21 protein-coding genes are annotated in these 24,192 nt (G+C 31.3%); 8 read left to right on the forward strand and 13 right to left on the reverse strand.

Annotated elements, in window-relative coordinates:
- Positions 1 to 25: 25 nt before the first annotated feature.
- Positions 26 to 694, forward strand: coding sequence for a YqiA/YcfP family alpha/beta fold hydrolase (locus tag GM3708_RS12610; protein ID WP_066347545.1), 669 nt, complete (start codon positions 26 to 28; stop codon positions 692 to 694).
- A gap of 26 nt (positions 695 to 720) precedes the next feature.
- Here the strand turns inward: GM3708_RS12610 and GM3708_RS12615 are convergent, their stop codons facing one another.
- From GM3708_RS12615 to GM3708_RS12635, 5 genes are all read right to left on the reverse strand, one after another.
- Complete coding sequence (locus GM3708_RS12615; protein ID WP_066347547.1) at positions 721 to 1,725, reverse strand: zinc-dependent alcohol dehydrogenase family protein; 1,005 nt, start codon at positions 1,723 to 1,725, stop codon at positions 721 to 723.
- Between the two features lie 308 nt (positions 1,726 to 2,033).
- Positions 2,034 to 3,293, reverse strand: coding sequence for an RNA-guided endonuclease TnpB family protein (locus tag GM3708_RS12620; RefSeq protein WP_066347550.1), 1,260 nt, complete (start codon positions 3,291 to 3,293; stop codon positions 2,034 to 2,036).
- Between the two features lie 616 nt (positions 3,294 to 3,909).
- Complete coding sequence (locus GM3708_RS12625) at positions 3,910 to 4,827, reverse strand: NAD(+) kinase (protein ID WP_066347552.1); 918 nt, start codon at positions 4,825 to 4,827, stop codon at positions 3,910 to 3,912.
- 221 nt (positions 4,828 to 5,048) lie between these two features.
- The gene (locus GM3708_RS12630) at positions 5,049 to 5,432 is read right to left on the reverse strand and encodes a DUF4346 domain-containing protein (protein ID WP_066347560.1); all 384 of its coding nucleotides are present in this window, start codon (positions 5,430 to 5,432) and stop codon (positions 5,049 to 5,051) included.
- Between the two features lie 18 nt (positions 5,433 to 5,450).
- Positions 5,451 to 6,245, reverse strand: coding sequence for a hypothetical protein (locus tag GM3708_RS12635; protein ID WP_066347563.1), 795 nt, complete (start codon positions 6,243 to 6,245; stop codon positions 5,451 to 5,453).
- A 406-nt stretch (positions 6,246 to 6,651) separates the two neighbouring features.
- On the opposite strand from GM3708_RS12635, the gene GM3708_RS12640 reads away from it, so the two are divergent.
- Positions 6,652 to 7,812, forward strand: coding sequence for an S-layer homology domain-containing protein (locus GM3708_RS12640; protein WP_066347566.1), 1,161 nt, complete (start codon positions 6,652 to 6,654; stop codon positions 7,810 to 7,812).
- An 18-nt stretch (positions 7,813 to 7,830) separates the two neighbouring features.
- Here the strand turns inward: GM3708_RS12640 and GM3708_RS12645 are convergent, their stop codons facing one another.
- The 3 genes from GM3708_RS12645 to GM3708_RS12655 are packed head-to-tail and all read right to left on the reverse strand — an operon-like array spanning position 7,831 to position 10,542.
- Complete coding sequence (locus GM3708_RS12645; RefSeq protein WP_066347568.1) at positions 7,831 to 8,634, reverse strand: YdcF family protein; 804 nt, start codon at positions 8,632 to 8,634, stop codon at positions 7,831 to 7,833.
- A gap of 58 nt (positions 8,635 to 8,692) precedes the next feature.
- A complete protein-coding gene (locus GM3708_RS12650) occupies positions 8,693 to 9,088 on the reverse strand; it encodes a response regulator (protein WP_066347576.1) in 396 nt (131 codons plus the stop codon).
- Complete coding sequence (locus GM3708_RS12655; protein ID WP_066347579.1) at positions 9,085 to 10,542, reverse strand: DASH family cryptochrome; 1,458 nt, start codon at positions 10,540 to 10,542, stop codon at positions 9,085 to 9,087. The genes GM3708_RS12650 and GM3708_RS12655 overlap by 4 nt, the downstream gene beginning before the upstream one ends.
- Positions 10,543 to 10,693: 151 nt before the next feature.
- Here GM3708_RS12655 and rsmH point away from each other — a divergent pair, with 151 nt between their 5' ends.
- Positions 10,694 to 11,563 carry a 16S rRNA (cytosine(1402)-N(4))-methyltransferase RsmH gene (gene rsmH / locus GM3708_RS12660; RefSeq protein WP_066347582.1) on the forward strand — a complete coding sequence of 290 codons (870 nt, stop codon included), beginning with the start codon at positions 10,694 to 10,696 and terminating at the stop codon, positions 11,561 to 11,563.
- Between the two features lie 105 nt (positions 11,564 to 11,668).
- Here the strand turns inward: rsmH and gloA are convergent, their stop codons facing one another.
- Both gloA and glyS read right to left on the reverse strand, forming a co-directional pair.
- Positions 11,669 to 12,064 (reverse strand): lactoylglutathione lyase, encoded by a 396-nt coding sequence (gene gloA, locus GM3708_RS12665; RefSeq protein ID WP_066347585.1) that lies wholly within the window; start codon positions 12,062 to 12,064, stop codon positions 11,669 to 11,671.
- 242 nt (positions 12,065 to 12,306) lie between these two features.
- A complete protein-coding gene (gene glyS / locus GM3708_RS12670; protein ID WP_066347588.1) occupies positions 12,307 to 14,442 on the reverse strand; it encodes a glycine--tRNA ligase subunit beta in 2,136 nt (711 codons plus the stop codon).
- Between the two features lie 219 nt (positions 14,443 to 14,661).
- Between glyS and aspS the strand changes: the two genes are divergently transcribed.
- Both aspS and GM3708_RS12680 read left to right on the forward strand, forming a co-directional pair.
- Entirely contained in the window at positions 14,662 to 16,452 is a 1,791-nt protein-coding gene (aspS, locus tag GM3708_RS12675; RefSeq protein WP_066347591.1) for an aspartate--tRNA ligase, read from the forward strand.
- Between the two features lie 162 nt (positions 16,453 to 16,614).
- Positions 16,615 to 16,809, forward strand: a complete 195-nt coding sequence (locus tag GM3708_RS12680; protein ID WP_066347594.1) for a hypothetical protein — start codon at positions 16,615 to 16,617, stop codon at positions 16,807 to 16,809.
- A 103-nt stretch (positions 16,810 to 16,912) separates the two neighbouring features.
- On the opposite strand, the gene GM3708_RS12685 is transcribed toward GM3708_RS12680, so the two are convergent.
- Together GM3708_RS12685 and GM3708_RS12690 are read right to left on the reverse strand one after the other, a co-directional pair.
- Positions 16,913 to 17,419: a hypothetical protein gene (locus GM3708_RS12685; protein WP_066347598.1), complete on the reverse strand. Its 507-nt coding sequence runs from the start codon at positions 17,417 to 17,419 to the stop codon at positions 16,913 to 16,915.
- Positions 17,420 to 17,493: 74 nt separating this feature from the next.
- On the reverse strand, positions 17,494 to 20,169 hold the full coding sequence (locus GM3708_RS12690) for a TIGR03960 family B12-binding radical SAM protein (RefSeq protein ID WP_066347600.1): 2,676 nt from the start codon (positions 20,167 to 20,169) through the stop codon (positions 17,494 to 17,496).
- Positions 20,170 to 20,374: 205 nt separating this feature from the next.
- Here GM3708_RS12690 and GM3708_RS12695 point away from each other — a divergent pair, with 205 nt between their 5' ends.
- The 3 genes from GM3708_RS12695 (at position 20,375) to GM3708_RS12705 (ending at position 23,354) form a co-directional block, all read left to right on the forward strand.
- Positions 20,375 to 20,656: a DUF6150 family protein gene (locus tag GM3708_RS12695; protein WP_066347601.1), complete on the forward strand. Its 282-nt coding sequence runs from the start codon at positions 20,375 to 20,377 to the stop codon at positions 20,654 to 20,656.
- A 102-nt stretch (positions 20,657 to 20,758) separates the two neighbouring features.
- Positions 20,759 to 22,417, forward strand: a complete 1,659-nt coding sequence (locus GM3708_RS12700) for a pentapeptide repeat-containing protein (RefSeq protein WP_066347611.1) — start codon at positions 20,759 to 20,761, stop codon at positions 22,415 to 22,417.
- Positions 22,418 to 22,886: 469 nt separating this feature from the next.
- A complete protein-coding gene (locus GM3708_RS12705) occupies positions 22,887 to 23,354 on the forward strand; it encodes a GNAT family N-acetyltransferase (protein WP_066347613.1) in 468 nt (155 codons plus the stop codon).
- A gap of 50 nt (positions 23,355 to 23,404) precedes the next feature.
- Here GM3708_RS12705 and GM3708_RS12710 read toward each other — a convergent pair whose 3' ends face one another.
- A complete protein-coding gene (locus tag GM3708_RS12710) occupies positions 23,405 to 24,175 on the reverse strand; it encodes a sensor histidine kinase KdpD (RefSeq protein WP_066347615.1) in 771 nt (256 codons plus the stop codon).
- Between the last annotated feature and the right edge of the window lie 17 nt (positions 24,176 to 24,192).

Consider the following 24,192-nt stretch of genomic DNA (forward strand, 5'->3'; position numbering starts at 1 on the left):
AGAATTCTTAATATAGGTAGATTTAATGAGTAAAAATCCCACAAACAATAACTGTCAATATCTATATTTACATGGTTTTGCTTCTAGTCCCGAATCTACTAAGGCTCTTTATTTTTCAGAACAATTTCGACAAATTCCAATACCCTTAACCGTTATAAACTTTAATGAACCAGACTTCGCTAATCTTAGCCTTTCTCGACAAATTGATCAAGTTAGTAACATTATCAATCATAATAACCAATCTAACTTTATTTTAATTGGTTCTAGTTTTGGCGGATTAACTACTAATTGGTTAGCAAATAAATATCCTCAAAATATCAAAGCTCTAATTTTACTCGCTCCAGCCTTTGATTTTTTTAACCATCTCAAAAATATAATAAGTGAACAAATTCTTGAAGAATGGAAAAAACAAGGTTTTTTGTCTATATATCACTATGGCTATAAAAAAGAAATGCCCTTAAAATACCATTTTTGGACAGATTTACTTTCCTATGATGAATCTTCCATTAGTCACTCAATTCCGACTCTTATCTTTCATGGAATATATGACGAAACTATTCCCATTGAATCTAGCCGTAATTATATAAAAAAACATAGTAACGCCACTCTACAAGAATTAAATAGTAATCATAGTCTTAATGATTGTCTTTTTGTTATTTGGCAAGAATTACAGATTTTTTTGGAAGATAAGTAATGTTTATTAGTGACAAATTAGAGTATTTATGAAATAATTAAAGCAATCTTACCAGTGACAGATCCATTTTCAATTATTTTATGTGCCATAGAAGCCTCTGCTAAAGGGAAAGTTTGCTCTAGGTGTATAGTTAATTTTCTTGCATCAAACCATAGCGCACATTGTTCTAAAATTTTAGTTTGATGTTTTAATGCTTCTTTTAAATTCATTAATGCTGGTGTTAACATCAACTCTAAACTAATTCTTAAATTACGATTTCGGGCAGTTTTTAAATTTTCAATACTACAGTCAGGTTCAAGAATTGTCACCACATCACCGTAAACTTTTACCGCTTGACAAGTATCAAAAAAAGTCTTTCCGCCCACAGTATCAAAACCCACATCGACACCTTTTCCTTGAGTTAAATCCATAATTGCAGAGACAAAATTTTGTTGTTTATATAAAATGGGATAATCTGCCCCTAATTTACGCACTAATTTTTCTTTATCGGAATTACTAACAGTAGTTGCTATTTTTGCTCCTCTGAGTTTAGCTAACTGAATTGCAACATGACCAACTCCACCAGCTCCACCATGAATTAAAACAGTATCTTCAGAATTTAATTTTACCCTATCATATAACGACTCCCATGCTGTAATTAATGCTAAGGGTGCACAAGCGGCTTCAGGAAAGGATAATGATTTAGGCTTCATAGCTACATAATCTTGCTCAATGACGGCATATTGGGCATAATTTCCCGTATTCGGTTTTCCTAAACCACCAGCACAAAAATAAACCTCATCACCACAGCTAAATCTTGTAACTTCTTTTCCAATACCCACAACAACACCAGCACCATCACAACCTAAAATTGCAGAAAAAGATTCAGGATAAAATGTACCACGACTACGGATTTTTGTGTCGATAGGGTTAATTCCTGCCGCTTTTAATTCTACTAAAATTTCTGTAGGCGTTGTTATTTGTGGAAGGGCGACTTCTGTTAATCGAAGTACATTAAAATCCCCTGCTTTAGTCATTAAAACTGCTTTCATAAATAATTTAAGTACTTATATTTAATGAACATCAGCATTATAAATCAATTACTATCAAGAAATATGGACAATATATTTGTTTTCGACTTTTGCTTTTTCCCATAGAATGATTAAATGCAGATGTAGCAAAAGATGATATAGTATTACCTTTTCACGATTCTGAAACTCTTAAATTTACTGAGTTTACAATCATGATATGGCACTGCACAATCACTTAAATTAATCTCAATAATTATTATTTAAATCTTCTAAAAAAGATAAAGACTTTGGCACTCCATCGGGCTAAAGCCACGAGGATTCTTGAGAAATTAACTTAAACTTACATTCAAGTCACTTATTCTTAAAGGGCTAGTCAAAAGCCCCTTACACACTTGGGAAAATCCCTCATGGTTACTTTTACGTCTTATATTCCATGCTGCATTCGCATCGGCATTAACCCTGATACCATCCTTTGATTCATACAATCCCCTTTTTACTCTTTTACCGCTAAAGGCATATTTAATAGTATGATCAGGATTATAGTCAGGAATAAGATCATTGTCTAAAGCACTTGCTTTACTGGTATAAGATTCTTCCTGCTCTATGTACTGAATTCCATAAGTTTCACATAAAGATTTTAACTTCTCTTTTAACGAATAAAAAGGTATTTGAACAAAATTCTGATTATTCCTTTTTCCAATGTTAATATCTTGTTTCCAACCTTTGTTCGTCCCTACTATTAGAGTGCCAATATCTAACCTGAGACAATTTTCAATAATATATCTAGCTGTTTTGCTTAGATAATCTCGAATTTGATTATTCCTTTTTAATAATAATCGTCCTTGTCTTTTAGTTACTCCTTTAGTACCTTGTTTGTCCTTGATTGATTGTAACTTAGCGTTTGATTTATTGTACCAGTGGTTATAACTTTTTAATTTGTGACCATCGATAATAAACGATGCCCCATTGGTACTTACACAAGTTGCTAAATTATTAAGTCCCAGATCTATACATAAGGCATTGTCAGACTTAAACTCAACAATTTGTAGTTCTTCCTCAGTAATAAATTCTACCTCAAAAAACTGGCAATTATATTTAGGATGTATTCGTACTTCTTTTAAACTTTTATCAACTAATCTGTCAGGGAAAGGTAATTTAACTTCACCATATTTAGCCTTAAACTCCCTAGACATAGGTACTTTAAAAAATCCATCTTTAACTTTAATTCTAGGGATAATTAAGCTAAAATAGCCATCTTTTTTAAGGTAGCGTGGCAGAGATATTTGATTGAATCGGTAATTTCCAGACTTAGCCTTTTTAATTAAATTAAAAAACGAACGGAAACTTCTATCTACAACTTTTAAAGTTTGTTGAGCAATATCAGTATTTAATAATTGATAATTTTCATTAGTTTTACATTGATGGTAATTCGATTCATAGCGAAGAAATGCTTTCTCAGCAAAAAAGAACTGCCTAACAGAGTATAGCCCTACATTGTAGAGGTTTTTTGACAACCTACACATTTCTTGTAGAGCTAAATACTCTGTTTGAGACAGTCCTCTAATTTTATTCTTCTGAGTTTTAAACATGGTTTTAGTTTTCACTATATTTTGATTATATATTGAGTAATAAGAGCTGTCAATATGGTAAAGTAGAAATATAAAGCCGCCATAAAAGTGCAGGGTTTCTAACCCAAGAATTTTGATGAGTTTGTATATTGGGTATAAAAGTGCGAATACACCTCAAAGTTGTCAGTTTTCATTGGAAGTATGGAGACTCTATCTCAAGAAAGATGTTACAATGATATTTCGGTTTCGGGGTAGTTCGCATTTTATAGAGAGAAAAGATTAATAGTGTTTTGGAAAATAATTTTTCAATGGCGATCACATCTAATCAAATGTAATAGAATATAGTTGCCTCAATAAAATAAAAGATCATAAAAAATACAAAAATTATCTCAGGAAGAATCACCTTTAACCCTGAAATAATCAGAAGAAGGGCTCTTGTATTCGAAGAACAGATATTACTGCTGTATAAGTATTAAAAATCTTAGTTAGTGATATAACAATTGATAAAATTACAGTTATTATTCCATACATCTGACAGATGAGAACTTACAAAAACTTCCCGATGAAAATATCATTCTAAAAGCAATGGATAAAAGAAGAAACAAATCTTTTTGGGAATGGGGGAAAAATTCAATGATTAGGGTAATTCTACAGATGTTGGTTTAGCTATGTGTGGTAAGCCCCAACCTAATTTTTCTCTGAGGATACGGAAAAATTCAGGGGATTGTAAACGAATAAATTGAACATCATAAGGTGAGCGGACAATTTTGACTTGATCATCGGGTAAGATATAACAACCAGCATTTCCATCGACAACCATAACCATTTGATTAGGGGTAGCAGGATAAATGGTAACAGGTTCTTGATCAGAAAAAACTAAAGAGCGAGAAGCCAAAGAATGAGGACAAATAGGGGCTAGTTGAAATACTGGAACATCAGGAGTAACCACAGGGCCTCCTGCACTCAAAGAATAAGCAGTTGAACCTGTTGGAGTAGAAATAATAACTCCATCAGCAGCAATATCAACAGGAGAGTGTCTGCCAATAGCAATTTCAAAATGACACATACTGGTAAGAGGTTCTCGGTGAACTACCATTTCATTTAAACAAAGAGCTTCCCACAAAGAAGTTTGATCTCGAATCACTGTAACTTTCATCATCGAGCGTGTTTCTATCTCATATTTACCGCTTAAAACTTGTTCTAATGCTGTAGAAAGTTGATTTAGATAAATTTCGGTCAAAAATCCTAAATGTCCAGTATTGACCGTTAAAAGGGGAATGTTATGGGGGGCAACCTGTCGAGAAGCAGATAAAACTGTACCGTCACCACCTAAGACAATGGCGAAACTCATATTGTGATCAAATCCTTCGACAGCAATTTGTTCAATAGGGCTATGACACACTGGACGATGAGGGTGTGAGTATCCTAAAATGCCAGCATAACCAGTAGCTAAATAAACTTGATAACCTTTACTTTCTAATTGCTTTTGTAGGTTTTCTGCTACTTGACAAGCAATAGGTTTTATATCGTTGTAAATAACGCCGATTTTGGGCATCAATATTTCTTCCTAGTTACAATGAAACTTTTAAGAATGTCTGTTAGGCATAGCACATTTATTGATTGTATTTTATCAGAAGGTGTGCGTTTTGAATATTGAATAGTAATAAATAGATGAAAAATCTGTGGGGGTGAATGATATTCACCCAATAATCTTTTAAACTTATTGTTTTTTTCGCAGTATATTAGCAAAATTTTGGGCAAGTGTAGAAATATTAATTAATCTTGAATATATTCTTCTCCTGTTTTTAAAGCCCATTCGGCACGCATAAATTCTCTCCCTAAATAAGCCGCATGATCTAACATACTAAGAGGACTTGATTGAGTTTTTTCTAGTAAATTAACACAAATTTCCTTTGCTGTTCTACCGATAAACGTTTGAGTTGGGATTCTAGGTTTACTATTGCCTTTACAAGCAATTACTTCTCCTGTATCTGGATCAACTGCTAACCCTTGATCATTTATGGCGTTTGTATAATGATCCGCACAAATTAATTCATCTTTTCGGTTTATATATATAATAAAGTATCCGTCGGGATCTAACTTTATATCTCTTTTCGACAATTCGTTATCTAATTCTGTTAATAATAAGGTAGTGATCATCGTTAGTTTTTAATTTAATTATCTTTTTTTATTGTCTATTTTTCCTTGCCATTGTGCAACTAATTTTTGTGTTAGTTGATTGATTTCAGCAATTTGTGAATTTAATTTTATTTGCGATCGCCATTGATAAGGTATATGAATATAACCATGATATAAACCTAAGAAATATCCAGTCAAGATACTGGTGGCTTGTGATTGTTGCGAAAAATAAAGGGTTCTTTTTAAGGAACTTTCAAAATTATAAATAGTTGAAAAAAAAGCATATAAACTTTGATAAAGAGCAAGGGAATCTTCTGGAATATTTTGCTTAAATATTTTATCAACTTCTGTTAGTGGTTGACATTTAATAATCATTTGATTGATTAAAAGAAGATAGTCGTTTATGGTTTCATTTTTATTCTTTAAAGAAACAACACTGTCAAAAGTCATTATTTTATTAGATTTTAACCCTTGGTTTAAGATAAGATTGATAATATTTATAAAAAGATTTATACTATTTAGGTTAACTTTTAAATCGGAATAATTATTCCTAATAACAATTAGTTTTTCTGTATTTTGATAATGATAAATAATCCAAGGAAAAATACAAATAAGAGTGTCAATTGTTTCTAAATTTTTAATTTTATTGATGAATAAGTTTTGGTCATTTGTATTATTAACTATATTTTTTAAAATATCAAAAGTAATATTTAAAGGATAATCATAATCTAAGTTTATCAGATTTTTATTGCTGTTTTGAGTTAATTTTTGTCCGATGAAAGCCGACACGAAACTACCCAAAATTTTATCCTGTGATAAATATATTAAAGTCATTTTATCTTAAAAATTGCTGTTATTTAATTGAGGGATCAAACATGAAAAGTAGAAATAATATTAACTATTCAATTAATCTAATTATTATTATTTATTGCTGATTTGCTATTCTTCACCTTAACTAAAAATAATAGTTCAAATTAGCAACCTCAAAAATTAATCAGAAAGACGAGAAAAAGAATAACATCACAATTCTAAATTAGTTGTAAATTGATTAAATTATGAAAAAAATAATCAAACTTTCGAGAAACATAGTATATAAATGCTAAGATCGAACATGTTTCGAGAATATTTTTGAAAACAAATGATTGAGGATTTTTAAATCTCACCGTTGATATTAATCAATGGTTAAAATAAAAATATGATTATGTTAACAATTGATAATAGTTAAAATAAATAGATTTAGATGATTTTATTGCGTTATATATTATTTACGTTTTTAATAGTTGTACTTAATGGTTGTAGTGGAAATAAAGCCTTAGAATCTCGTTTTGCACCTAATTCTCAACTTAAATCTAATAGTAATTCTTCTACTGATACTAAGCCAGAAATTAAAAATCTAGCGACGAATCCTGAGACAAATAATAATTCCCTTAAATTACCTGATGATTTTCCTTCTGATATACCAGTTTATAGTCAAGCAAAATTAATGAGTGTAGATGGTAAAAAAATTATTTGGACATCTTCTGATCCTTTAAATTTAATCAGTGAATATTATAAACAAGAATTAACCAATAAAAAATGGATTATTTCTCCATCTGAAGATAATTTGATTATAGCTTCAAAACCAGAACAAAATCAATCTCTGCAAATATCTTTCACCCCTCGCAACAGTGAAACTGAGTTTATTCTGACTTATGAAGTTAGTAACCCCAATTTAATTTCGACGACTCCTACCATTCCGACAAATCCCGAAAAACCCGAATCTTTAAATTTAACCAATAATATTAATCAAAATTCTTCTAGTCTTGATGAATTAGTAAGATTAGGTATTCTTCCCAGCACACAAAACTTAAACCCTCATCAAATTATTACTCGTCGAGAATATGCCCGTTGGTTAGTTAAACTGAATAATCTTATTTATGCAGATGTAAATAGTAAGTTAATTCGTCTTGCTAATCCTGATAGTAAGGCAATTTTTACCGATATTCCACAAAATGATCCTGATTTTGCTATTATTCAAGGTTTGGCTGAGGCTGGTTTAATTCCGTCATCTTTAACTCAAGATACTAATGCTATCACTTTTCAACCTGATAAACCTTTAACTAGAGATGATTTAATTATATGGAAAGTGCCTTTAGATTTTCGCCAAAAATTACCTAATGCCACTCTTGACACCATCAAGGAAACATGGGGTTTCCAAGATGCGAGTAAAATTAAACCCCAAGGTTGGCGACAATTATATATAGACTGGCAAAATGGGGAAGACTCTAATATTAGAAGAGGATTTAATTACACGACTCTTTTTCAACCTCAAAAACCAGTTACTTATGAAGAAGCGGCTAAAGTTTTAAATATATTTGGTTATCAAGGGGATATTCGTAACGTAAAAGAAATTAAAAAGTAATTTTTGCTAACAAAATTTTTATAACCATCCTTTCAGTTTATAGACAATGATACCAATATATTCTTTTATGGCTAAAGTTGTGTTGTTTAAGTGTGCAGAATCTGGAAAAAGATTAATGACAATATTTTGCCAATTATCTTCTTCTGAAAAGTCTTGGTGAATAACAAGATAGTCTGTAGGTGCTGGTGTTACCCTAATATTTTGCTTTTCAAAAATTTTTACAGCCCTTGGCATATGTAATGCTGAGGTAACTAACAAAATATGATTAAGATTTAACTTCTCTAAAATTTTCCTAGTATTAACGGCATTATCATAAGTGTTGAAAGAGTCACCTTCTTTGATAATATCTGATTCGGGAATATCAAACATTAACAGTAATTCCGTCATATCCTCAGCTTCCGAAGGAATATTCTCACCGCCGCCTCGCCAAGAGATTCTGCCTCCTGAAGGAATAATTAAAGAAGACTTCCCAGTTTTATATAATTTAGCACCATAAATCACTCGATCACCTGATTCTGAAATTTCAATCGTTGCACGAGGGGGTATCATTGGCTTAACACTTCCTCCTAAAATGACGATAGCTTCGGCTGTTGGTAATTCTTCAATAGTTGAGATATATTGCCATTCTAAAGATTTAACTAATAAATTACTTATCCAAGGGTTGCCGCCAATAAACAAAATACAACAGGCAAGAAGAAGAGGAATTGGTAGCCAACGGGGATATTTCCACCACAAAATTAAGACAATAATTAAGAGTAAAAATACCAATCCCAGAGGATACAATAAAAGAGGTAATAATTTAGATAAAAATAAAAAGTTCATTATTAATTAGGGATTAGAAATTTAATTGTCAACTGTCAATTTCTCCCACTGTTAGTAATTAACTATTAATCATCCCCTTAACTGTATCAACAAAATCTTGATGATCAACTATTGGTTTAGAAATATAACCATTTGCACCACTTTCTGCCAAAAAATTATCTTTATCTCCTCGCATAGCATGAGCAGTTACAAGAATAATAGGAATATGCTTAGTTTTGTTATCAGCTTTTAATAGTTGAGTAATTTTGATCCCATCAACGGCTTCTCCTTGATAATAACTATTAGCTAAGGATACATCCATAAGAATAATTTTAGCATTTCCAGAACGGGCGATCTCCATAACTTCATCAACATTTTCTGTGCCTTTTACCTGTAATCCCCCTCGTTTAGTGAGAATTTTAGAAAAAACTTTCATGTTAATGGGATCATCTTCTACAATTAAAACTGTGTTCATGAAGTATAATTTAGGTACACTTTTTGATTATTTTTTATCGATGGAAAAAAGTCCACCATAGGAAGAGGATAGTTAACTCCTAATTGTATATTAAATTGTTTCTGTTCGTGAGGTGATAATGTCCAAGGTTGATGTATTTTTTCCCCTTTTATTTGAGCAATTTCAGGTAACCAATGACGTAAATAATTTCCTTGATAATCATAATCTTTGGATTGTTTCGGAATATTAAAATAACGAAAACCTCTAGCATCATTACCAATACCCGCAGTATAATTCCAATTTCCCCAATTACTACACACGTCATAATCAATTAACATAGACTCAAACCATTGCGCACCCATTTGCCAATTTATACCCAAATTTTTGGTTAAAAAACTAGCTACATTCTGTCTTCCTCTATTAGACATAAAACCTGTGGATTTTAATTCTCTCATATTAGCATCAATCAAGGGGTAGCCTGTTTGTCCCTCGCACCATAATTCAAATATTGACCAATTTTCTTGCCAAGGAAGAGATATATTTTGTAAGCCAGATTTATAAAATATTTGATTACCATATTTAACGGCGGTAAAACGAAAAAAATCTCGCCATAATAATTCAAAAATTAGCCAATAAGTAGAGTCATTTTTAACTCTTTCTTCCTCATACTTTTTTACTTGTTGATAAATATAACGAGGGGAAATACAACCTAAAGCCAACCAAGGAGACAATTTAGAAGAATAATCACTGCCTAACATTCCGTTACGAGTTTGTTTATAATTTTTGAGACAGTCTTTTTCCCAAAAATAATGATTTAGTCTATCAATTGCTTTTGTTTCTCCCCCTTGAAAAGTTAAAACTGATTTTGAAGAGAGTTGATAATCTTCTAAACCTAAGTCTTGTAAAGAGGGAATATTACCTATTTCTATAGTAGGAATTGATGGCAATTTTTGAGGAGTTTTTAAACAATAATAAATCTTACTTTTTGCCTCTACTTTTTTCCGAAAGTTAGTAAATAAATCAGGAATATCTGCTATTGAATATGGTAATTCTTCAGGGTGATATAAAGTTGATTGCCAAATAGATTTTATCCTGATATTTACTTGACTTAATTTTTTGCTTAATTTTTTCTCCACTTTAATTTCTTCGGCAGTAGCCTCTGCTGAAAAACAAACTAAATCTATTTTATTTTCTATGGCAATTTGAGGAATAATATTTTCAGGAATACCTTTTCTAATAATTAAATTATTCCCTATCTTTTGTAATGATTTTCTTAAATCTGTAACGGCTTCGATTAAAAATTTGGCTCTAAATTTACCTGTCTTTGGAAAACCAAAAGAAGTGGTTGAAAATTGTCGTTCATCAAAGCAATAAATAGGGATAATTATTTCAGGATTATGTTCAATCCCATGAATTAAAATTGCTTGATCATGAATTCTTAAATCGTTACGAAACCAAATTAAAATTCTACTCATTTTTTAGAGATTATGATAATATTTTCTATGATATAATTATTCAGACAAAATTATTTATATTATAGTATTCAACTTTTTTATCTTTGAGTTCTTACGATAAGAAAAATTAAATAAAATTATACTTTTTATAAAAAATATCTTCATTAATTTTATGTTAAAAACAGAAGCAAATTTTATTCATGAATCAGTTTTACCTAAAGAAATAATTGATTCTTTAAACATTATTGATAATGCAAGTTATTTAGACGTAACTTTAGGTGCTGGAGGACATACTAACTTAATTTTATCTCATAATAATACCGTAAAAGTAATGGCGATCGATAGAGACATTCAAGCATTGCATTTTGCTCAAAAAAATCTCGAAAATTACGGTAATAGAGTTGATTTTTGGCAAGGAAACTTTGCTAATTTTCAACCACTAAATCTCAGATTTGATGGCATTATAGCGGATTTAGGTGTTAGTTCACCACAATTAGACCAAGGGGAAAGAGGTTTCAGTTTTCGTCATGACGGTGACTTAGATATGCGAATGGATACCAGTCAATCTCTGATGGCAAAAGATATTGTCAATCGTTGGCAGGAAAAACAACTAGCCGATTTAATTTATCTTTATGGAGAAGAAAGACTTTCTCGACGTATCGCTAAAACTATTATCGAAAAACGTCCTTTTTCTACTACTCTTGAATTAGCAAATGCGATCGCTTCTTGTGTACCAAGTAAATATCGTCATGGTAAAATACATCCAGCCACTCGTACTTTTCAGGCATTAAGAATTAAAGTAAATGACGAATTAGCTTCTTTAGAGAAATTTTTACAAATAGCACCTAGTTGGTTAAAACCAGAAGGAAGAATTGCCGTGATAAGTTTTCATAGCTTAGAAGATCGTATCGTTAAAAATCAATTTAGAGATCATCCCAATCTAAAAATAATCACAAAAAAGCCAATTATACCTAGTATAGAAGAACAAAAATCGAATCCTCGTTCTCGATCTGCTAAATTAAGAGTTGCTTATCGTATTTAGGATGTGGTTAAAAAATATGAGTGGTGAGGGTAAAGGCTAGGAGAAGTTATTTTAAATTAAAGATGTCAATTTTATTTAGTATTAATAGTAAATACGGGGTGTGTTTTATCTTGCTTGAGAAGATATTTGAATTAACTCAATTTTATAACCATCAGGATCTTCTACGAAAGCGATTAATGTTGAACCATGTTTCATTGCACCGGGTTCTCTAGTAACTTTACCACCTAAAGATTTAATTTGCTCACAAGTATCGTAAATATCATCAACCCCTAAAGCAATATGACCATAACCAGTACCAATATCATAACTTGTTGTATCCCAATTGTGAGTAAGTTCAATGACAGTATTAGAAGTTTCATCACCATAACCAACAAAAGCAAGGGTAAATTTACCATCAGGATAGTCTTTTTGACGTAATAATTTCATTCCTAAAATATTGCAGTAGAAATCAAGGGATTTTTCAAGGTTTCCCACTCTTAACATTGTGTGTAAAATACGCATAATAATTAGTAACTGGGGTGTGATAATAAAGTTTTTAGATAAGGGTAGTAGTTAGGAAAAATACTTATAAATAACAAAGATTTTCCATTTTTTCAGCAATTCCTAACTAGCTATCAAAAATTAATATTACCAATTATATAGTAATCTTTAAATCATTGATGAATAATTAAAGATTGAGCAATAGATCTGTAAGTCTTACTATACTTTAAAGCTGATGACCAATACTTGGTAGCTGAATTTTATCATGTTACGATCGCACCAAAATCAGCCAAAATACGACTATTATTACGTAATAATCCTAACAAATTAAGACGATTAGTTTTTACCTCTTCATTTTCTGCCATAACCAAAACGCTATTTTCACCATCAAAAAAGTTACTAACTTGAGGATTAATTTTTAATAAAGCATCTGTTAATAATTTATAGTTACTTTCAGCTTTAGCTTGTTTAGTAATGGGGTTTAATTTTTCTAACGCTTGATAAAATTCTTGTTCAGAAACAGACTCAAATAAATTGGGGTTTATGATATTTTTAGGCTCTAATTCTTGAGTATTTAAAGTGCCTTTAGTAGCTAATTTAGTTGATCTATTTACAGTTTCATAAATTTGACTGAGAATACCATTATTACGAATTTGCTGTAAAAATAAAGCTCTATCTCGGACATCTAAAAGATTATTTAAAGCCCTTTCAATGTATTCTTGATCATTATCTCCCAAAACAGCATTTACTAAATCATAATCAATTTTTAATTCGTCTTGTAAAAGAGTATTAATTCTTTGAATAAAAAACTCTTTAATAATATTTAAAGGTGATTCTTTTTCAGAATGTGCTGTGACAAATTCTTCACAGGCTTGACTTAATAATTGATATAAATTTAAGTGAAGATTACCGTGCCATGCAATATTAATAATACCATTAGCCGCTCTTTTCAAGGCAAAAGGATCACTTGAACCACTAGGCATCATTCCTAAACCAATTATACCCACTATAGTATCAAGGCGATCGCTAATACCAACGATTTGTCCATTAAGAGTTTGTGGTAAAACATCTCCTGAATTTTTAGGTAAATAATGCTCAAAAATTCCTTTTGCTACTGTGGGAGATTCACCACTGACAAGAGCATATTTTTCCCCCATAATACCCTGTAATTCAGGAAATTCATATACCATTTGAGTAACTAAATCTGCTTTACATAAAGAAGCCGTACTTTCTACCTCTATACGTTGTGTATCATGTAAGTTTAATTGTTCTGTAATTTGTTGACTAATGGCGATAATACGATTGACTTTATCGTGCATTGAGCCTAAATCTTCCTGAAAAGTTACATTTTCTAGCTGGGGTAAATAAGTCTCTAAATGTTCATCACAATCAGCTTGATAGAAAAATTGAGCATCTGCTAATCTAGCTCGAATTACTTTAGCATTTCCAGTGGCGATAATCTCTGATTTTTGAGGATCTCCATTAGAAATAGTGATAAAATAGGGCATTAAATCTCCTTTTTCATCCCTAATAGGAAAATAACGTTGATGTTTAACCATTACCGTAGAAATAACTTCCGAAGGTAACTGTAAAAATTCCTGCTCAAATTTCCCTAAAACAGCAGTAGGATATTCGACTAAATTAGTTACTTCTGCCAATAAATCAGGATAAATTTCGGCTTTTCCGCCAACAGTATCAGCTAAAATCTTGATTTCTCCTTCAATCTTTTGCCTACGATTTTTTACATCGACTAACACTGATGCTTTTTGTAGAGAATCAACATAAGCTTTGGCAGATGAAATATTAACAGTATTAGGATGTAATACTCTATGACCACATGTAATACGATCACTCTTGATAGTAGTTGAGCCGCTTACCAACTCAATGGGTAAAATATCATTATCCCAAAGAGAAATTAAACTACGAATAGGGCGAGGAAACCGTAAATCACCATCCGCCCAACGCATAAATCTTCTACCCTCCAATCCGATAATCCATTGAGGAATTAACTTTTGTAAAATAGTAGTAGTTTTTTCTCCAACAGTTTTTTTGTTGATAAAAATAAATTCTCCTTTATCTGTAGCTTTTACCTGAAAATCAGCCACAGAAACTCCTTGTTTACGAGCAAAACCTTCTGCCGCAGAAGTTGGTTTACCATCCTTAAAAGCCGTGGAAATAGGAGGCCCTTTTATTTCTTCTTCCCTATCAGCTTGTTTTTCTTCTAAACCTTCAATCAAGACTCCTAAACGTCGAGGAGTAGCATAGATGTTAATATTATGAGCAGATAAAAATTCATCCTTCAAATTTTGTTCAATCTTATTTTGCCATTGACTAATAGCACTATTAATAAAATCTGCTGGTAGTTCTTCAGTTCCAATTTCTAAAAGGAAGTTAGCCATATTCTAATGAATTTATAGGATTATATTTCCCTTAATTATCAACTATTGCCTATCAATTAGCAATTCACCTTAAACTTTAAATACCATTGACTGAGGTTGACTAAAAATCATCAAGTGAGAATGTTTTGAACTGATAAATGATTATAATAGAAAGTTTGTATGACTTTGTTGGCGAGTCGAAAAACTGTATATTGATATTGGTATAAAAAATAACTTATTATGAGAACTAATTATTGTGGCGACTTACGCCTTGAGCATTTAGATAAAATTGTAACTGTTTATGGTTGGGTTGATCGAAGACGAGATCACGGTGGTGTTATTTTTATTGATTTACGTGATCGCTCTGGGATAGTACAAATAGTTAGTGATCCTCAACGTACTCCTGAATCATATCAAAATGCCGAAAGTTTGCGCAATGAATATGTAGTTAAAATTACAGGAAAAGTATTTCAACGCCCTTCAGAATCTCTCAATCCCAAATTGCCTACAGGAGAAATCGAAATTTATGCCACAGAAATTCAGTTACTCAATGCAGTGGGTAAACAGTTACCCTTCCAAGTTTCCACCATTGAAGACGAAAATGTTAGGGAAGATTTAAGACTCAAATATCGCTATTTAGATTTAAGACGAGAACGGATGAGTCGCAACTTAGTATTACGTCATCAAGTGGTTAAGGCAATGCGTCGATTCTTAGAAGATGAGCAAAATTTCCTAGAAATCGAAACACCAGTACTAACTAGATCCACTCCTGAAGGAGCAAGAGATTATCTTGTGCCGTCGAGGGTAAATGAAGGACAATGGTATGCCTTACCTCAATCACCACAGTTATTTAAGCAATTGTTGATGGTGTCAGGATTTGATCGCTATTATCAGATTGCAAGATGTTTCAGAGATGAAGATTTACGGGCAGATAGGCAACCCGAATTTACTCAATTAGATATGGAAATGAGCTTCATGTCCGAAAACGAAATAATTGAGCTTAACGAGGCTTTAATCTGTCATATCTTCAAAAATGTCAAAAATATTGATTTACCCCGTCCTTTTCCTCGTTTAACCTATGCAGAAGCCATGAATAAGTATGGCAGCGATCGCCCAGATACTCGTTTTGGCTTAGAATTAGTCGATGTATCTGACATTATGAAAGATTCAGGGTTTAAAGTTTTTGCTTCAGCTATTTCTAATGGTGGAAAAGTGAAAGTGTTACCTATTCCTGATGGTAACGATAAAATTTCTAACGTTAGGATAAAACCCGGTGGGGATTTATTTACTGAAGCAACCATTGCAGGGGCTAAGGGTATTGCTTATATTAGAGTTAGAGAAAATGGTGAAATTGATACCATTGGAGCGATAAAAGATAATCTTACTCCTGAGCAAAAACAGACACTATTAGATAAAACTAAAGCAAAAAATGGTGATTTACTGTTATTCAGTGCTGGAGATACCGCAACAGTCAATAAATCTCTTGATCGCTTAAGATTAGTAATAGGTCAACAACTAGGCTTAATCGATGAAGATCAAATGAACTTAGTCTGGATAACAGAATTTCCAATGTTTGAGTGGAATGCCGATGAAAAACGTCTCGAAGCCTTACATCATCCTTTTACTGCACCTAATCCAGAGGATTTACAAGACTTATCCAATGCCCGTGCTTTAGCCTATGATTTAGTATTAAATGGCATCGAAATCGGGGGTGGAAGTTTAAGAATTTATCAACGGGAAATCCAAGAAAAAGTATTTGCTACTATTGGTTTATCAGCAGAAGAAGCTAAAAATAAATTTGGCTTTTTATTAGAAGCTTTTGAATATGGTACACCACCTCATGGAGGTATTGCTTATGGACTTGATCGACTGGTAATGTTATTAGCTAAAGAAGATTCCATTAGAGATGTAATTGCCTTCCCGAAAACTCAACAAGCTAGTTGTTTATTAACCGAAGCACCAGCAGAAGTTGACAGTAAACAACTAAAAGAATTACATATTGCTTCTACTTTTAAACCCAAAAAAAGTTAATATTTTAGATTTCGTACTAGCAATAAAATATAATTAAAGAATCAAAGTTTTTTGTCTAAAATTTGATAAGAAATTTAGATTCTTTGATTTTGACAGTTGACAATTACAAGCTAAAAACTTTAAATAATTACTTTACAATAAACGGCGTTAATTTAAGCTAATATGTTAGAAACTTTGATGAATATCGATCCTAATATTGTTTTTTCTTTGATGCTATTACATAGTTTAATTGGTTTAATAGCAGGAATTGTTGCCGACACTAAAGGTTATTTTTTTCCTTTATGGTTACTTATTGGTTTAATTGGAGGTACATTTGGACTAATTGCTTCTTTAACTCTTAAACCCAAGAATATTTAAGCATTGTTGAATAAATCAGAAACCTTAAAAAAATAGAGGTTTTAAGAATGTGATTTTAACAAGAAAATGCAAAATTTTGACTACTTTGATTCAAAAATTCTAATTAAATATTTTTATACACAACTGCACCATCAGTTTCTCGATTATATCCATAAATTAATTGTTCACGCTCCAATTCTAACAAAGTTTGTTTAACAATTTGAGGACTTAGTTCAGTGGCAACAACAATTTCTGAGATAGTCATTATGCCTCTTTTTTGTAAAACTTTTAAAATTATTATATCAGGATTAACTAAAGAGCCTGATGATGACAAAAAATTATCTTTGTTTATATTTATACCTAATTTTTTTACTTGATTTTTAGCACTATTAATAAACATAACATTTTCAACCGTAACACCTATAGCAAATAATCCTAATAACATCTCTCCTGTCTCACTTTCTTCTGATAAACCTAAGAGAATAGCATAAACAATAAAAGCTATAAATGCGGCTTTATATCGAATAGTATAAATATAACCAAATGGTGCAACAAAGAATGTTAAAATTCCAGTAATCCAAATATTTTTATTAGATCTATTTTGCAAAGTTAATATTTCATTTTTGTTCATATGATTTATTTATAGCTATTTCAATAATTAATATTAAACTTAATTTTGAGGGCTTTTTATTGCCCTATACTTTTTTATTGAGTAATATAATTAGCTAAGATAATTTGTTCTCGATGTGCCTTAATTAGAGTTAAATTTTCTTTACTAATCTGTTCTAACATATAACAAACTTGGTCAGGAGTTAATAAACTACCATCATTTTTAGCACTACCTAAATAATTAATTTTTACTTGTTCTGACTCTTGAAAATTATCATCAATTATAAATATTTTATCTAAGTTTTCTCTTAAATTAACCATTTTTTTCTTCCCAGTTTTAGCAGTTTTTTCCATCATAATTTCTGACGAGTTTTGCACTTGAGTAATCCAATTTTTCCATGAAGAAAGGCTAATTTTAGTATCCGCAGAAATGGTAATAATATATTCAGCCGTATCTAAAATTTGAGTAGCTTTAGGAGATTTAATAGGTAATTCTTCTACTCGAAAAATCGGCAATTCTGGAGGTAATTGTGCCTTTAATTTTTCAGTAAATACATCAATATTCATAGACGTATGATTTTCAAAATCCACAATTTCTCCATTACTTGTCATCCCTAATGATAAAGCTAATGCGATCGAAATTTTAGGTCCAGGATGAAAACCTCCAGTATAAGAGATTGGAATACCCGCCCGTCTGATAGCTCGATCAAACAAACGCACTAAGTCTAAATGACTAACCAATGCCATATTGCCGTGTTTGCCAAACCATACCCGAATTTTTTGAGCTTTTTCTTGGTTAGGCTTAAACTCCCCTACATAATCAGGAATGGGAGGAGGAGTTACCACAATATTATGCCCAAAATCTGGGCTGCAAACACCACAACTACTACAACCATCAAAGGCACAATCAGGCACAGTAGCTTCTTTTAACGCCTTTTCTAAGTCTTCTATAAGCCATTGTTTATCAATACCTGTATCTAAATGATCCCACGGTAAGAGCTTTTTAGTGAATAGTGAATAGTTGATAGTTGATAGTTGATTCTCTGATTGTGACTTATAGTCTATCATATCTTCTTCTGCCTTCTGCTCTCTGTCTTCTGCCTCCTCAAATACATTCCATTCGCCATTCTCCACCAGTCGATATTTCCAAGTTAACCCTGCCTCATCAATGGCAGTTTGCCATGCCTTATAAGCCTTATCGATGCTTTCCCACCATGAATCCATGCCAGCACCCAATTCCCACGCCCGACGCACCACAGGGGCTAAATTACGATCGCCACGTCCCACAAAATCCTCTATGGCAGAAATACGTACATCTGTATAATTAACTTTAACACCTTTGACAGGATAAAATTCATCACGCAAAATATTACGTTTACGCAAAAATTCGGAAGTAGAAACAGAATGCCATTGAAAAGGAGTATGGGGTTTAGGGGTAAAATTCGAGATGGTGATATTAAAATTAAGGCGTTTATTAGTAAGATGACGGCATTCTTGACGCAACCATTTAACAGTTTCCACAATACCGATAACATCCTCATCGGTTTCTCCCGGTAAGCCTATCATAAAGTAAAGTTTAACTTGATTCCAACCCTCCCTTACCGCCGTCTGAATGCCTCGCAATAATTCCTCATTGGTTAACCCTTTGTTAATAATATCGCGCATTCGTTGCGTACCAGCTTCAGGTGCAAAAGTTAAGCCAGTTTTGCGAGTACCACCAATAATATTAGCAATGTTTTCATCAAAGCGATCAACTCTTTGGGAAGGAAGGGAGAGAGATATATTTTCATCCTTGAGGCGATTTTTGATTTCAATGCCAACAGCAGGTAATGATAGATAATCAGAGCAACTAAGAGATAATAGACTAAATTCGTTAAATCCTGTTTGTTTCATCCCCTCAACGATGCTATTTACCACTTCTTCTGGCTCAACATCTCTGGCAGGGCGCGTTAACATTCCGGGTTGACAAAAACGACAACCTCTAGTGCAACCTCTACGAATTTCGATTGTAAGGCGATCATGTACCGTTTGCACATAAGGCACTAATCCTATAGAATAAGCAGGTATAGGGGTAGCTACCCGTCTTAAAATCCTTTCCGGCACATCATCACGATTAGGCTTGACACTGCCATCGGATTGCATATCATAGAATTGAGGCACATATACCCCCGGCACTTGTGCTAAATCCAATAGTAATTCTGTTCTAGTTAAACCATCTCGTTTGCCTTCTTCAATAACTAAACCAATTTCAGGTAACAATTCCTCCCCGTCACCTAAAGCCACGAAGTCAAAAAAGTCTGCATAAGGCTCAGGATTTGAGGTTGCCGTTTGTCCTCCTGCAAATATCAAAGGGTAATCGGTATCTTTTCTTTCTTGCCAAGTCAAGGGAATATCAGCTAAACTCAGCATTTCTAAGATATTAGTCGCTCCCAGTTCATAACTCAAGCTAAATCCTAAAATATCGTATTCTTTAACCTCTCGTTTCGTTTCTAGGGCAAATAAAGGGGTATTGGTTTCTCTCATCTTCATTGCCAAGTCGGGCGCAGGTAGGTAAGCTCGATCGCACATTTGCCTTGGTTGAGCGTTAATGATATTGTAGAGAATAATATGCCCTAAATTTGACGCTCCTACCTCATAAACTTCGGGATAAGTCAACACCCATCGAACCTTTGCTGTGTCGAAGTCTTTATGTTTTGCCCCTAATTCGTTGCCTAAATAACGGGCAGGTTTAAATATTTCTGGTGTAATTAGTGTATCAGTTGCGATCGACATTATTTTTTACTATCTTGTATCTTTTTTCCATTATAAAAGGATGCCACTTAAAAGTTTAATTTCATAGAAAGTCAAGTATTGAGATATTGAACTATTTAATGAATTTTTATCTAGAATAGATTATTCGGATAACCACACCTGTATAACAACGAAACCTTTTTGTTTAAAAGTTATGATAGAGCAGTCGTTATACATTGATATAAATATGGCGAAAATATTTGTTGTCGAATCTAGTAGTCAATCTGATGTTAAAGCATATAAAGTTGAGTCTTCAAGTCAGGCAGATGTGTTAGTTTATGTTGTTAATTCAAATTCTCAAGCTAAGGGTGATGAAAAATGGTTTTATGTCAAATCTCCTAGCCAAGCTGATACTAAAGTTTTTTGGGTGAACTCTGCTAGTCAGGCAGATATAAAGGTGAAATTTGTAGATTCCCCAAGTCAAGCAAAATGGAACAAAGGACATCCTTTTCAGCGTAGAATCGGTTAAAATCGGCACTTTTTAATTAATATTTTCCAGTAAAATGTTTAATAAAAGTTAGATATAAGTTGTTATAATTTATATCTAGCTTTTTTCACATAAAGTGAATTAATGGATAGAGAAACATTACTAAGATTTTATCAAGAAGGTCAAAGAGATTTTACAAAAAATGCTTATTTTAAAACTGATGATTTAGAAGACATCAATCTCACTAATGAAGATTTAAGCGATATTAATTTAAAAGGAAATGATTTAAGAGGTGCTGATTTTAGCCGATGTAATTTAACAAATGCTGATTTAAGTAGATGTGATTTAAAAGGTACTGATTTAACTGATACTATTTTAGTTAATACTAATTTTCAAGGAAGTGATTTGAAGGGGATTAATGCTCAAAATAGTCATTTTGAAAATGCAAATCTTGACGGGTGTGACTTTTCAGGTTCAAATTTATATCAAGCTACTTTTATTAAGTCTAATTTATCTCATACAAAATTTAATAGTTGTACTTTAAATCAAGCAAATATTCAAGAATGTTTACTCATATTAACTGAGTTTAATAATTCACAATTACTCAACATCAAAATAGAAAAAGCATCACTAGATTTATTAAAAAATGATATCAAATCTATTGGTAGTTATTGTCATTTTAATTATTCCAATTTAGAAAATGCAATCCTATTTCACAGTAACTTATCTGATTCTGATTTTAAGGGTTCTAATTTAATTGGTGCCAATTTAGAAAATGCAATATTAGTAAGTTGTAATTTTAATAATTGTTCATTAAATCATTCTAATTTTCAAAATGCTCGTTTAGGAGTAAGTTTATTTGGTAGTAAGTTTAATAAATGTGATTTTACTAATTCAAATCTTACTTTCACAAAAATACAAGATACTCAATTTATTCAGACAAGATTAGTCAATGTTAATTTTAGTAAGTCTGTAATAGAAAGGACAGAATTTGTTAATTCAAATCTTGAGAAATCTGATTTTAGTGATAGTAAAATATTGAATACTTTATTTGATAGAGTCATTTTAAATTATTGTATTTTTGAAAAAGTATCGGCAGAGCAAATTACTATAAAAGAATCAGATTTAACAGGTTTAAATATTCGAGAAGATAATCAAATATTTAGCTTAAAAACAACAGATTACTATCTTAATTTATTGATTAGGCAACAATTAGATTTTGTAGAAAGATATAAAAAAGGTAATTTATTAGAGTCGAGTTTAATCGGATTTCATAGCGAATTAATAATTATTAATCAATCAGAAATAGATACTATTAGTAATTTTTCTTTTGATATGATTGATAAATATTCAAAGAATAGAAATAACCCTGAATCTAAAACTATTTACAATAATTTTTTTAAAGGTAAATTAGGAGAATTTGTTGTTAAAACAAGATTAGGAAATATTGTTAATCAAGTAGATTATGAAAAATATGGAAATGGGATAGATGATGGAGGTATAGATTTAACTTTATTAAAAAATCCAAAAATTGGAATACAGGTTAAAACAAGAACGGAAAATTTGATGTTAGATGTAGATTGGTATGTGAATGAAAAAGAAATTGAAAAAAATAAATTAATAGTTTTTATGTTTATTGATAAAGAAATTGATATAAAAAATTCTCAATATAAAATCATTTCAGCAGGATTTTTAATAACATCAAAAATCAAATCTCAAGATTATATTAGTTTTAAAGCAAAAGATTTATTATATATAGGTGGTATTTATGATGTTTTAAAACATTTAGAGGAAAAGTATTAATTATCGATTCTAATATTATATGGATAGAATCAATTTATGTTCAGTTACTCTTTGATTAATAAAATTAATATATTTTTCTTCTTTCTTCATACCAATATAATTTCTTTCGAGGTTTAAACAGGCTAACACAGTTGAATTTAATGTATCTAATTTTACCAGTGTTGAAGTGTTTATGCGTTGCCTGTAACTTTTTCATCTACATAACGAGCAGGTGAGATCGCCATTATTTTATCAACAAGAATTACCTGAAGCTTTTATTATTGACTATTCAAAGTTAGGTAAAATAGACAATTATTAATTTTTCATAACAATTAGAAAACAATTATTGTTCATTATCAATTATTAATTGTTAATATTGATACTGTTGAATAACATAAATAGCTTTATTAGTAAGATTGATATTTTCAAAAAAGAATTTATTGTCCATTGTTCATTTTTGATTTGAATGGAATAAAAAGGAGTAACATAGATGGATTTTAGCCATATCCAATTTTGTACAGATAAAACAAAAATAGATTTAGTACAATTATTAGAGTTATATAAAAATACGGCTTTTTGGGCACAAAATCGTACTTTAGAAGATGTGAAAATTGCGGTTATTAATAGCAATCCTGTGGTTTCTATTTGGGATAATCAACGTTTAATTGGTAGTGGAAGAGCAACATCTGACGGTGTTTATCGGGCTACAATCTGGGATGTGGTAATTCACCCTGATTATCAAGGTTATGGTTTAGGTAGTAAGTTAGTAGAAACTTTAATCAGTCATCCTCATCTTAGTCGAGTAGAAAGAGTTTATTTAACTACCACTCATCAACAAAAGTTTTATCAAAGAATTGGCTTCACAGAAAACCTTACGACTACTATGGTTTTATATAACCGTTATCCTACCAGTAATGATTTAGTTAAAGAATGTCAACAGTTAATAATTGATAATTGATGATAATTTCTTTGAATTATGTTTATTTATAAAAAAATATTTAGTTAATGTTAATAATTAAGAGGAAGAAATATTTGCCATTGTATTCCATCATCATTATCTTGATTAGAATTTAATACCAATTTTCCTCCCATCATTTGCAGTAAAGTTTCACCTAACATAATTTTCATACCATTAGAGAATTGGGGCATACTGTTTAACTGTTTCAATTCTTCTATGGGAGGTTTAATAAAATCGATATTTTCACTGATGGTTAAATGTTGACAAGGAAAATCAATATTAATCATAATTTGTTTATCATCTTCTTTACTGACAACTGTTAAAATTATTTCCCCCATCTCACTATAATCAATTACCACTTCTAATAAAGAAATAAGGGTATTTGTTAACTTTTCCCTATCAATATTGATTATTATATTATCTTTTATTTTTTCTAACTTGAGCTTTAGATTACGATTGGCTGCCTGTAAAGCCATTATTTCTTGTATATCTATTAACAATTCTGATAAATCAACTTTTTGGATTTCTAAGGTTAATTTACCTACTTCTATTTTAGAAACTTCTGTTAATTGATCAATAATTCTCATTAGTTTTTTAGCATATTTATAGGCTTCTTCAATAAATTCTCTTTCTTCTTCCTTACTTTCACATAAATCATTAATAATTAATTGATGTAAACCCATTAAACTACTTAGAGGTGAGCGAATTTCATGGGCAATTCTACCAAGAAAACCCGCTTTAAAACGACTATTTTGTAAAGATAGTTGATAAGCCAGTTTTGTTTTAGTTAATTCTTCCGTAAAATTATTTATATCTGTCATGAGGATTTAATACTTTT

The organism is Geminocystis sp. NIES-3708 (genome assembly GCF_001548095.1).
In the GTDB taxonomy this organism is placed as follows: Bacteria; Cyanobacteriota; Cyanobacteriia; order Cyanobacteriales; family Cyanobacteriaceae; genus Geminocystis.